Source organism: Streptomyces laculatispora, from assembly GCF_017353455.1.
GTDB classification, from domain to species: Bacteria; Actinomycetota; Actinomycetes; order Streptomycetales; family Streptomycetaceae; genus Streptomyces; species Streptomyces laculatispora.
Genome location: NZ_JAFMPZ010000172.1, coordinates 1 through 11,216 on the forward strand (window position 1 = coordinate 1; position 11,216 = coordinate 11,216).

8 protein-coding genes are annotated in these 11,216 nt (G+C 70.6%); 2 read left to right on the forward strand and 6 right to left on the reverse strand.

What is annotated here, in order from left to right:
• Nucleotides 1-204: 204 nt before the first annotated feature.
• Together pruA and J1C73_RS10090 are read right to left on the reverse strand one after the other, a co-directional pair.
• Nucleotides 205-1,836, reverse strand: a complete 1,632-nt coding sequence (gene pruA / locus J1C73_RS10085; RefSeq protein ID WP_207316030.1) for an L-glutamate gamma-semialdehyde dehydrogenase — start codon at nt 1,834-1,836, stop codon at nt 205-207.
• Between the two features lie 41 nt (nt 1,837-1,877).
• Nucleotides 1,878-2,804 (reverse strand): proline dehydrogenase family protein, encoded by a 927-nt coding sequence (locus J1C73_RS10090; protein ID WP_207316031.1) that lies wholly within the window; start codon nt 2,802-2,804, stop codon nt 1,878-1,880.
• Nucleotides 2,805-2,993: 189 nt separating this feature from the next.
• Between J1C73_RS10090 and J1C73_RS10095 the strand changes: the two genes are divergently transcribed.
• Nucleotides 2,994-4,136, forward strand: a complete 1,143-nt coding sequence (locus tag J1C73_RS10095; protein ID WP_207316032.1) for a PucR family transcriptional regulator — start codon at nt 2,994-2,996, stop codon at nt 4,134-4,136.
• 109 nt (nt 4,137-4,245) lie between these two features.
• Here the strand turns inward: J1C73_RS10095 and J1C73_RS10100 are convergent, their stop codons facing one another.
• The gene (locus J1C73_RS10100) at nt 4,246-4,773 is read right to left on the reverse strand and encodes a hypothetical protein (protein ID WP_207316033.1); all 528 of its coding nucleotides are present in this window, start codon (nt 4,771-4,773) and stop codon (nt 4,246-4,248) included.
• A gap of 190 nt (nt 4,774-4,963) precedes the next feature.
• Nucleotides 4,964-7,648 carry a M4 family metallopeptidase gene (locus J1C73_RS10105; protein ID WP_207316034.1) on the reverse strand — a complete coding sequence of 895 codons (2,685 nt, stop codon included), beginning with the start codon at nt 7,646-7,648 and terminating at the stop codon, nt 4,964-4,966.
• A 190-nt stretch (nt 7,649-7,838) separates the two neighbouring features.
• Between J1C73_RS10105 and J1C73_RS10110 the strand changes: the two genes are divergently transcribed.
• The gene (locus tag J1C73_RS10110) at nt 7,839-8,588 is read left to right on the forward strand and encodes a helix-turn-helix domain-containing protein (RefSeq protein WP_207316035.1); all 750 of its coding nucleotides are present in this window, start codon (nt 7,839-7,841) and stop codon (nt 8,586-8,588) included.
• A 76-nt stretch (nt 8,589-8,664) separates the two neighbouring features.
• Here J1C73_RS10110 and J1C73_RS10115 read toward each other — a convergent pair whose 3' ends face one another.
• Both J1C73_RS10115 and serA read right to left on the reverse strand, forming a co-directional pair.
• The gene (locus J1C73_RS10115) at nt 8,665-9,252 is read right to left on the reverse strand and encodes a TetR/AcrR family transcriptional regulator (RefSeq protein WP_123461819.1); all 588 of its coding nucleotides are present in this window, start codon (nt 9,250-9,252) and stop codon (nt 8,665-8,667) included.
• Between the two features lie 78 nt (nt 9,253-9,330).
• Entirely contained in the window at nt 9,331-10,923 is a 1,593-nt protein-coding gene (serA, locus tag J1C73_RS10120; protein WP_123461818.1) for a phosphoglycerate dehydrogenase, read from the reverse strand.
• Nucleotides 10,924-11,216: the final 293 nt, after the last annotated feature.

The window sequence follows — 11,216 nt, forward strand, 5'->3', positions numbered from 1 at the left end:
GTGCGGGGCGGCGGCACGCTGTCCGTGGACGTGCTCCCCGACGGCGGCTTCGCCGCGGTCGCCTGCCGCTGGTCGCCGGGCCGCACCTCCTGCGACCGCTGAACCGGCAGCGGGGAAATGGAAACCGCCTCCCGGCCGGCAGGGGAACCGGGCGGGAGGCGGGACTCGTGGCGGGGCGTCGGGAAAGCGGCGCCCCGGGGGGCGTCAGCCCTGGTGGGGGTAGGTGTAGTCGGTCGGCGGGACCAGCGTCTCCTTGATGGCCCGGGTCAGGGTCCAGCGCTGGAGGTTCTGCGGGGCGCCCGCCTTGTCGTTCGTACCCGAGGCACGGCCGCCACCGAAGGGCTGCTGGCCGACGACGGCACCGGTCGACTTGTCGTTGATGTAGAAGTTGCCCGCGGCGTACCGCAGCTTCTCCATCGTGGACGCGGCCGCGGCGCGGTCGCCCGCGATGACGGAACCGGTCAGGGCGTAGTCGGAGACCGACTCCATCTGCTCCAGCATCGCGTCGTACTTCTCGTCCTCGTAGACGTGCACGGCGAGGATCGGGCCGAAGTACTCGGTCGTGAAGACCTCGTTCTCGGGGTCGCTGCACTCGATGACGGTCGGGCGGACGAAGTAGCCCACCGAGTCGTCGTACGTGCCGCCCGCGATGATCGTGCACGCCGGGTCGGCGGCGGCGCGGTCGATGGCGGCCTTGTTCTTCGCGAACGAGCGGTCGTCGATGACGGCGCCCATGAAGTGCGACAGGTCCGTGACGTCACCCATGGTGATGGAGTCGATCTCGGCCGCGAACTTCTCCTTGAAACCGGAGTTCCAGATGGAGGCCGGGACGTACGCCCGCGAGGACGCGGAGCACTTCTGGCCCTGGTACTCGAAGGAGCCGCGGGTCAGCGCGGTCTTCAGGATCGCCTGGTCGGCCGACGGGTGCGCGACGACGAAGTCCTTGCCGCCGGTCTCACCGACGAGCCGCGGGTAGGTGCGGTAGTTGGCGATGTTGTTGCCGACCGTCTTCCACAGGTGCTGGAAGGTGGGGGTCGAGCCGGTGAAGTGGATACCGGCCAGGTCGCGGTGGTTCAGGGCCACCTCGGAGACGGCGATGCCGTCGCCCGTCACCAGGTTGATGACGCCCTTGGGGAGACCGGCCTCCTCCAGGAGCTGCATCAGCAGCACGGCGGCGTGGGTCTGCGTCGGGGACGGCTTCCACACCACGACGTTGCCCATGAGGGCGGGGGCCGTGGGCAGGTTGCCCGCGATGGCCGAGAAGTTGAACGGCGTGATCGCGTAGACGAAGCCCTCCAGCGGGCGGTGGTCCATGCGGTTCCACACGCCCGGGGAGTTGGCCGGGGGCTGCTCGGCCAGGATCTGGCGTGCGTAGTGCACGTTGAAGCGCCAGAAGTCGACGAGCTCACAGGGGCAGTCGATCTCGGCCTGCTGGGCGGTCTTGCCCTGGCCGAGCATCGTGGAGGCGGCCAGCGTCTCGCGCCAGGGGCCGGAGAGCAGCTCGGCGGCGCGCAGGATGATGGCGGCGCGGTCGTCGAAGGACATCGCGCGCCAGGCCGGAGCGGCGGCGAGGGCGGCGTCGACCGCGTCCTTCGCGTCCTGCTCGGTGGCGCCCGCGAAGGTGCCGATGACGGCCTTGTGGTTGTGCGGCTGCACGACGTCGAAGCGCTCGCCGCCGCCCATCCGCTTCTCGCCGCCGATGGTCATCGGCAGGTCGATCGGGTTCTGGCTGAGCTCCTTGAGCTTCGCCTCCAGGCGGGCGCGCTCCGGGGAGCCCGGGGCGTAGGAGTGGACCGGCTCGTTGACCGGCGCGGGGACCTGGGTCACAGCGTCCATGGGTTCCGTTGCTCCTTAGGTAGAAGGGGGAGGGAAGGGGCTCAGCCCTTGGTGAGGATGGAGCGGCCGAAGAACAGCAGGTTGGCCGGCTTCTCCGCGAGGCGGCGCATGAAGTAGCCGTACCAGTCGGTGCCGTAGGCGGTGTAGACGCGCATCCGGTGGCCCTCGGCCGCGAGCCGGATGTGCTCGTCGCTGCGGATGCCGTACAGCATCTGGAACTCGTACTCGTCGAGCTTGCGGCCCGCCTTGCGGCCCAGCTCCTGGGCGATGGCTATCAGACGCGGGTCGTGGGACCCGATCATCGGGTAGCCCTCGCCGTCCATCAGCGTCCGCAGGATGCGGACGTACGCCTTGTCGGTCTCGGCCTTGTCCTGGAACGCGACGGAGGCGGGCTCCTTGTAGGCGCCCTTCACGATGCGGACGCGGCTGCCCGCGGCGGCGAGGCGGCGGGCGTCCTCCTCGGTGCGGAAGAGGTAGGCCTGGATGACGCATCCGGTCTGCGGGAAGTCCTTCCGCAGCTCCTCGTGGATGGCGAACATCGAGTCGAGGGTGGTGTGGTCCTCTGCGTCCAGGGTAACCGTGGTGCCGATCCCGGCGGCGGCCTCGACGACCGGGCGGACATTGGCGAGGGCCAGCTCGTGGCCGCCCTCCAGCGACTGGCCGAACATGGAGAGCTTGACGGACATCTCGGCCTTCGTGCCCAGACCGAGGTCCTTCAGGCGGCCGATGAGCTCCAGGTAGGCGTCGCGGGCGGCGGCGGCCTGCTCGGGGGTGGTGATGTCCTCACCGACCACGTCCATGGTGACTTCGAGGCCGTGGTCGGCGGCGTCCTCGATGATCGGGACGACCTGCTCGACCGTCTCACCGGCGATGAACCGGCTGACGACCTGCTTGGTGCCCGGGGCTGCCGAGATGAAGCGGCGCATCTTGTCGCTGCGGGACGCGGCGAGAATCACGGGACCCAGCACGGGGCACCTCCACGGAAAGTACGAACGAAGGCCGTACCGCCGCACATGAAGCCTGCGGAACAGAAGCGGTACAGCACGGAGAACCACCGTGAAATCTAAGGATCTCTCCGATCCTGGGCCATCGACAGCTGTCACGCATCCGTGCCCTGGATCTCAGACATATGTCTGAAGGGGTGCGAGAATGGCTGGGTGAAGGGCGATTACCAGGAGCTGGTCGACGAGATCTCCGGGCTGCTCGGCGCTCCCGCGACGCTGGAGAACCGGGACTTCGGCCTGGTCGCCTTCGGCGCCCACGACAGCGACGACGACTCGGCGATGGACCCGGTCCGCACCCGCTCGATCCTGACCCGCCGCTCGACCCCCGCGGTCCGCGCCTGGTTCGAGAACTTCGGCATCACCCGCGCCACCGGCCCCGTCCGCATCCCGGCCGCCCCGGAGGCCGGCGTCAACCGGGACCGGATCTGTCTCCCGGTACGCCATCGGGGTGTGGTGCTCGGTTACGTATGGCTGCTGGACGCCGACCCCCGGCCGACTGACCAGCAGCTGGACGCGGCGATGGAGGTGGCGGCCCGGATCGGGGCGCTGCTCTCCGACGAGGCGCGGGCGGGCACGGACCTGTCCCGGGAGTTCGGCGCGGTCCTCACGGCGGGGCGCGGCTGGCAGCGCGACATGGCGGTGGCCGCGCTCAGCGAGGCGCTCGGCCCGGACGCGGAGGGGCTGCACACCGTGGTGTGCGTGACCCCGTGGCCGGACGATCCGCCCTCGGTGCGCACGGTGCCGTCGGCGGCGGCCCTGTCCGGCGCCCCGTCCGCGGCAGGGGCGGGCACTCCCGCCCTGGCCGCACTGGTCCGGCTCCGCTCCCCCGAGGTCCTGGACCCGGCGCTCACCGCCGCCGACCGGCTGCGCGCCACGGCGGGGGCCGCCGCCACCGCGGGGATCGCGGTGCCGCGCCGGGGCCTGGCGGAGCTGGCCGACGCCTGGCACGAGGCATCCGCCGCGAACCGGGCGGCAGCGGCGGAGTCCCGGTTCGGCCCGGTCGCCCAGTGGTCGGCCATCGGCCCGTACCGCCTGCTGACCGCGCTCGCCCCGGACACGCCGCCCGACCACACCGTCCGCCCGCTGCTCACCCCGGCGCACCGGGATCTGGCCCACACCGCCGAGGTGTTCCTCGACTGCGCGGGCCAGGCGTCCCGGACCGCCGGTGAGCTGGGCATCCACCGCCAGACGCTCTACTACCGTCTCTCCCGGGTCCATCAGCTCACCGGCCTGGACCTGAACGACGGGGAGGACCGGCTGCTGCTGCACATGGCGCTGAAGGCGTCCCGGCTCTGAGCGCCCCCTACTGCCCTTCGTCCGTGCCGGGCACCTTGGCGGTGGACAGGGGATGCGGTTCCAGGTGTTGACGGTGAGGATCAGCGCCGGCCTTCGTCCGGCCGAGGCGCTACAGCCAAGACGGCGGGTCGGGCGCGACGATCGGCCGGTCACTGACGACGGCGGCCATGACCAGCGGCGCGTCCCCGTCACTGTGCCCGACACTCACCCCGGCCCAGCGCCCCTCGCCGGACACCGGCCCCCACACCGCCAGGTCGCCGTGGCAGTCCTCGTCGAGCAGCGCCTGGAACAGCGCGGGCACCGGCTCCCCGTCCTGCTGCAGGAGGAGTGCCACATGGACCGCCACCTGCTGGTGGGCGCCCCAGCGGCTCTCCAGCTCCGCTACGAGCAGGGCCAGTTGCGCCTCGGCCGCCTCGTCCGCGTCGTCCCACTCGGTGCCGTGCGTCCCGTCGAGGGAACCGCCCTCCCAGAGCGGGACGATCCGGAAGCCCTCGCCCGCGGTCACCGTCCACTCCCCCGTGTCCGGGTCCCCCTCGGCCACCGTCGGCCCGGTGGCCGGCAGCGGAGCGGCGAGCAGCGCCTCGATGTCGGTGACGGCCCGCACGACGTCGAACGTCTCCCCGGCCCGGACGCTCACAGAGCGGCCCCGCTCACCGGGCGCGTGAGCCGCACGGGCCCAGCGGCCGTCCGCGCCACCTCGCAGCACCCCACCTCATGCATCAACTGCTGCTCCCGTAGCCCCTGTTGCCGGTCGTACTTCACCGGCAACAGGGTAGCCGGGCCGGGCCCTCGGACAGGGACCGGCCCGGCTCGCCTGGCGCTGCGCGTCAGGCGCAGTCGCCCGCGGCCCTGGCGCGGGTCACCACGTCCGTGGTGCCGCGGGTCTCGGACCACAGGATGCGGTCGCTGCTGTTGTCCAGGGTCGGGTAGAGCTGAGCGCCGTCACCGCAGGAGACCCGTTTCCAGTCGGCCCGGCCGTCGTCGGCCACATCGGCGACCGGTGCGATCTCCAGCTTGGGCAGGTGGTCGTAACCGCCCCACGACATGGCGAAGGAGTCCGTGCGGACCAGGTTCTTGTCGTTGACGGCGAGCTGTACGTAGTCGCCGAAGCCGTTCGCCAGGCTGACGTCGAACTGCTTCCTGGTGTTCGCCGGGTCGGCGAGGTCGAAGCCCTTCACGCCCTGGAAGCCCAGGAAGATGCTGGTGCTGACCGCGAAGCCGTACGTGCCGTTGTGGACGTAGTCCGTGGGGACGTCGAAGAAGCCGCCCGCCTTGGCCTCGGTGAGGGTGCCGGTGGCCAGGTCGTAGACATCGACATAGGTCTGCGAGGCCTTGTAGTTGAGGAACGACACCTTGCCGTGGGCGATGGTCGGACGAAGCGCGCTCGTCCCGGCCTCCGGCGTGATGTTGACCGGCTTGCCGTCGCCCTGCCTGACGTAGACATCGGCCTCGTCACCCTGGATGTCGACCCAGGTGAGTGCGGTGCCGTCGCTGTCTGCCTCGCGCTGGTCACCGGGACCGCCCGCGACGACGGTGACCTTCTTGCCGTTGCCGTTCACCTTGGTGGAGACGATGTCGGCGCCATTGGCCCCGACCCGGGTGTACAGGAGTTCCTTGCCCTGGATCACCGGGTCGAGGGACCACAGCCCGTCCTGCTGGAAGTCCTTGGGACCGTCGCCGCCCCTGACCTTGCCGACCTTGATCCCGTACTCCGGCGTACCGTCGAAGAACGACTTCAGGTCGACGTACGACGTCGCCCAGTACGCGCCGTCGACCGCCATGTTGCGGGACTGCTCGACCGCCTCGGCGGCCGGCGCGAGGCCCTTGGCGAGGGTGTCGCCGTCGCGCTTGTACCCGATGGCCTCCCAGCCCGGGTAGATGCCGTGCGCCTCGAAGGCGTTGTCGATCTTCTGCAGGTCGCCCCTGGTCGCGCCGAGCCTGCGGGCCGCGTCGACGATCCCGTACCGCGCCTGGAGGAAGTCCGTCCAGGGGTTGAAGTTCTCGGTGAGCGCGGTGTACACGATCTCGTCGGCGAAGTGCTTGTTGAGCGTCTTGCGCATGTCCCACATGGCTCCGCCGACGATGGTGGAGTTGAGGTGCACCCCGCCGTTGTCCACCGCCATCGGGACGTTGAGGTAGTTCTTGTCGGCGCGGCGGCCGTCGTTGAGGTCACGCAGGGCGCAGTCCGCGGGGGCACTGCCGTCGCTGCACAGGTCCTCACCGATGAGGCCCGCCTCCGGGTCGCTCATCGAGAGTCCGTCGGCGTCCGCCTCCATGGCCTCGCCGAAGTAGTCGGAGGCGGCCTCGTTGAGGGCGCCGGACTGCTCGACGTACAGCAGGCCCGCGGAGTGCTCGGTGATGCCGTGCGTCATCTCGTGGCCGACGACGTCCAGTCCGACGGAGAACGGCACCCCGTTCATACCGCCGTAGACCATCTTGGTCCCGTCCCAGAAAGCGTTGCCGTACGGCTTGCCGCCCTGGGTGACGTTGACGACGGACTTCATCGTGCCGCCGTTGCCGTCGATGCCGTTGCGGCCCATGCCCCGGTAGAAGTCGAAGACCCGGCCCGCGTTCATGTGCGCGTCCACGGCGCCGGAGGCGGTCGCGTCGGCGCCGAACTCCGCGGTGCCGGAGGCCGCCAGGGGCGTACCGGCGGGGAGGGTGCCCTGGTAGTCCTCGACCGGGCCGCCCTCCGCGTCGTAGGTGAGGATCTCGCCGTCCGTGCCGTCCCACATCGAGCGGGCCCGGTCGCGGGTCTCGAAGCGGCCGTCGGCGCGCTCGTAGACGTTCAGGCCGACCTTCTTGCCGCCGAAGGTCGTACCGCTGCCCTGGGCGGGGCCCTCGATGTTGTCGAGTTTGTTGTACGAGAGCGTCACACCGCCCGTGTGCGCGTCGACGTACACCTCCTGCTGGACCGGGCTGCCCGCGGCGTCGGCGCCCGAGACGGTGAAGTGCCAGGCGAGGACGCCCTCGCCCTGCGGCAGGACGACGAGGCCGTGGCCCGCGGTCCGGTGGCCGGGGACGCGGCGGACGGCCGGGTCGAAGGCGAGCCGGCCGCGGGCGGCCGGCTCGGTGACCTTCGGCGTGGTGCCGGTGCGCAGACCGGTGAAGACGGCGCCGGAGACCGACTCGACCTCGCCGCCCCTGGTGTGGACGTCGTACTGGGCGCCGAGCACCGGAACCCCGTCGTGCTTCTGCGCGAACCGGACGGTGTCGCGGCCCTGGGCGGAGATGGTGCGGTCGACGGCGAGGTCGAGACCGGCCACGTGGTAGACGTCGTCGTGCCGGGCCAGATGGGCGCGGGCGGTGGCCGCGGGGCCGGCCGCCGAACGGGAGTTGGCGGAGCCGGGGTCGTCGAGACCTCGGACGTACGCGGGTGCTGCGGTGCCCGAGCCCGCCAGGACCTCGGGGTCGTCCGTGGTGGCGGCGGTGGCGGGAAGCGCGGTGAGCGCACCCGTGATCAGGGCGGCTGCCGCGGTGGCGGCAGCCAGACGTATGTGACGTCTACCCATGACAAACCCTCTCGTGAAGCCTGCTGTCCGGTGGTGGATCAGATGCTGTCCGCTCCCTGCGGGCCGGGACAATGGAGTGCCGTGGCGGAGACTCGCCATTGGCAGGGACTCGACAGAGTGATCGGATGTCAGGTGCAGGCGGGCCGGCCCGAACGCAGTGCGGCAGCCCGGGGTTTCGCTGAGGGGTGGGGTGCTGTGCTGGGGACGCTGGGCACGCGACGACGGCGGCGCCGTGGAGGTCCTGCACGGCCGCGAGACGGTCGCGCACCGGTTCCTCCAGCTTCAGCAGGGGGCCCGCCGCGAGATGCTCTGCCTGATGAAGGGCCAGTCGGTGGCCGTCTCGGCCCGGGAGAACTTGGCCGACTCAATGGCCCTGGCACGCGGCGTGCGGGCCCGGCTGGTGGCCGACGAGGTGGCGGCGCACTGGGAGCAGGACGAGGTGTACAGCGGGATCGCGGAGGGGGTGGACGTCAGGATCAGCGAGGAGGTGCCGACCAAGATGCTGATCGTCGACCGCGAAATCGCCCTGCTGCCGCTGCTCGACGACCCCGCCCGGCTGCACGACCGCGCGGTGATCGTGCACGCCTCGGGGATCGTCATGGCGCTGGTGGGGCTCTTCGAGCAGACCTGGGCCCGGTCGCGCCCGGTGCTGGCCGAGGGCCGCGGAGAGGGCGATGCCGCGCTGCTCGCCCTGATGCTGGGCGGGCTCACCGACGAGGCGATAGCGCAGCGGCTGGGCGCGTCCGCCCGTACGGTACAGCGCCGGATCAAGCGCCTGATGGAGCGCGCGGGGGCCACCACCCGCTTCCAGCTCGGCTGGTACGCACGGGACATGGGGTGGAGCACGGCACCGGAAACGGAATCTGGATCTGGATCCGGGTCGGAAGCGGAAGCGGAAGCGGATTCCGGATCGGGAGCGGATACGGGACGGGTGCGCTGAACGGCACCGCGGGGCGGGGTGTTCAGCCCCGGCCCCGGCCGTCGGCGCCCGCCCGGCATGATCCAAACGAGAGGCCCTAGCGCTCCCGCCCCTCCAGGACCACCTTCAGCCCGTCTGTCAGGTCCTTCGCCGACGGTGCCGAATCACGGTCCATCATCCACTGGACCATCACACCGGCGAGCAGTGCCTGGCAGAACAGTCCGGCCACCCGCGCCCTCTCGGGATCGGTCTCCGGGTCGATGCCCAGCATGTTCTCGGCGAGCCCGTTCCGGCCCTCGCGCTGCGGGCCGGCCAGAGCCTTCTGCAGTTCGGGGTCGGTGTCGATCCTGGAGATGACCTCCATCTGGAGCTGCCAGACCGACCGGGTCTGCTCGTAGCTGCCGATCACCCGCTCCCAGGTCTCGCGGAACTGGTCGAGCGGGGCCTGGGACGCGTCCTCACCGGCGGCGTCCCCTTCGGCCTTGTCGGTCATCACGTCACCCCACTCCTCCGTCACCTTGATGAAGGCGAGGTTGAGCAGGGCCTCCTTGGAGCCGTAGTGGTAGCCGATGGAGGCGAGGTTCGTACCGGAGGCAGCCACGATGTCGCGTGCCGTCGTCCGGGCGTACCCCTTCTCCAGCAGGCAGCGCTTGGCGCCTTCGAGCAGATCCTCACGATGTCCCATGACAGCAGCGTACCCGGCACGCAGACGTCTGTGTAAGACACACGTCTAGATGCCGGGTACGGGGGTTGCGGGAGGGACTCAGTCGGTGAGGTTCACCGAACGCGCCGAGGCCGCGCCGATCTCGGCCGAGATCTCGGCCAGCACCGACGGCGGGACGTCGTCGTCGACGGTGAGGACGACCAGCGCCTCGCCGCCCACATCGGCCCGCGAGACCTGCATACCCGCGATGTTCAGCCCGGCCTCGCCGAGAATCTTGCCGACCGCGCCGACGACACCCGGGCGGTCGTCGTACCGCAGCACGACCATGTGGTCGGCGAGCGCCAGGTCCACGTCGTGGTCGCCGATCGCGACGATCTTCTGCAGGTGCTTAGGACCGGCCAGCGTGCCGGAGACCGCGACCTCCTCGCCGTTGGCGAGCGTGCCGCGGACGGTGACCACGTTGCGGTGGTCGGGCGACTCGGAGCTGGTGGTGAGGCGGACCTCGACACCGCGCTCCTGCGCGAACAGCGGGGCGTTCACGTACGACACGGTCTCGTCGACCACGTCCTCGAAGACGCCCTTGAGCGCGGAGAGTTCGAGCACCTTGACGTCGTGCTGGGTGATCTCGCCGTACACCTCGACGTCGAGGCGGGCCGCGACCTCGCCCGCGAGCGCGGTGAAGATCCGGCCGAGCTTCTCGGCGAGCGGCAGTCCGGGGCGGACGTCCTCGGCGATGACGCCGCCCTGGACGTTGACCGCGTCCGGTACGAGCTCACCGGCCAGGGCGAGGCGCACCGACTTGGCGACCGCGATGCCCGCCTTCTCCTGGGCCTCGTCGGTGGAGGCGCCGAGGTGCGGGGTGCAGACGACCTGGTCGAACTGGAACAGCGGGGAGTCCGTGCAGGGCTCCTTGGTGTACACGTCGAGGCCGGCGCCGGCCACGCGGCCCTCCTTGAGGGCGGAGGCGAGCGCCTCCTCGTCGACGATGCCACCGCGTGCGGCGTTGACGATCCGCACCGAGGGCTTCACCTTGTGCAGCGCCTCGTCACCGATCAGGCCGAGCGTCTCCGGGGTCTTGGGGAGGTGCACGGTGATGAAGTCGGAGACCTCGAGCAGCTCGTCCAGCGAGAGGAGCTTGACGCCCATCTGTGCGGCACGCGCGGGCTGCACATAGGGGTCGAACGCGACGATCTTCATGCCGAAGGCCGACATGCGCTGGGCGACCAGGACACCGATGCGGCCGAGGCCGACGACACCGAGGGTCTTCTCGCTCAGCTCGACGCCGGTGTACTTGGAGCGCTTCCACTCGCCGTTCTTGAGGGCGGTGTTGGCCTGGGGGATGTTGCGCGCGGTGGCGACCAGCAGACCGCAGGCCAGCTCGGCGGCGGTGACGATGTTGGAGGTCGGCGCGTTCACGACCATCACACCGGCCTTGGTGGCCGAGGAGACATCGACGTTGTCCAGACCGACGCCCGCGCGGGCGACGACCTTCAGCTTCTTCGCGGCGGCGATGGCCTCGGCGTCGACCTTGGTGGCGGAGCGCACCAGGATGGCGTCGACATCGGCGATCGCGGGGAGAAGCTCGGCGCGGTCCGCGCCGTTGCAGTGCCGGATCTCGAAGTCCGGGCCCAGGGCGTCCACCGTGGCGGGCGACAGCTCTTCAGCGATGAGTACGACAGGTTTCGAGCTCACGTGAGTCCTCACAGGTCCAGTGCGGACGGCCGTCCCGACGGCCGCAGGCGGTGGAGGGGCTTGCCGCGTGGAAGACGCACGACACTGTGGGCCTGACGCGTGTATGTGTGAAGAAGTGTAGTCATGCGCGACGGCGCATACTGCGCCCCGTTGGAAGGATCACCCACATGAGGCTGGACGACTTGTACACACGTACGACGCCGCCTCTTCCAGCGGTGAAGCAGGGCTGACGTCTCAGGGGCGGGTCCGGGGACCCGCCCCTGAGGCGTCGGTGTTACGCGTCGTCGTCGTTG

Coding starts and splice junctions, on each gene's coding strand:
- pruA (WP_207316030.1), bottom strand. CDS start 1,836: ATGGACGCTGTGACCCAGGTCCCCGCGCCGGTCAACGAGCCGGTCCAC.
- J1C73_RS10105 (WP_207316034.1), bottom strand. CDS start 7,648: ATGGGTAGACGTCACATACGTCTGGCTGCCGCCACCGCGGCAGCCGCC.
- J1C73_RS10115 (WP_123461819.1), bottom strand. CDS start 9,252: ATGGGACATCGTGAGGATCTGCTCGAAGGCGCCAAGCGCTGCCTGCTG.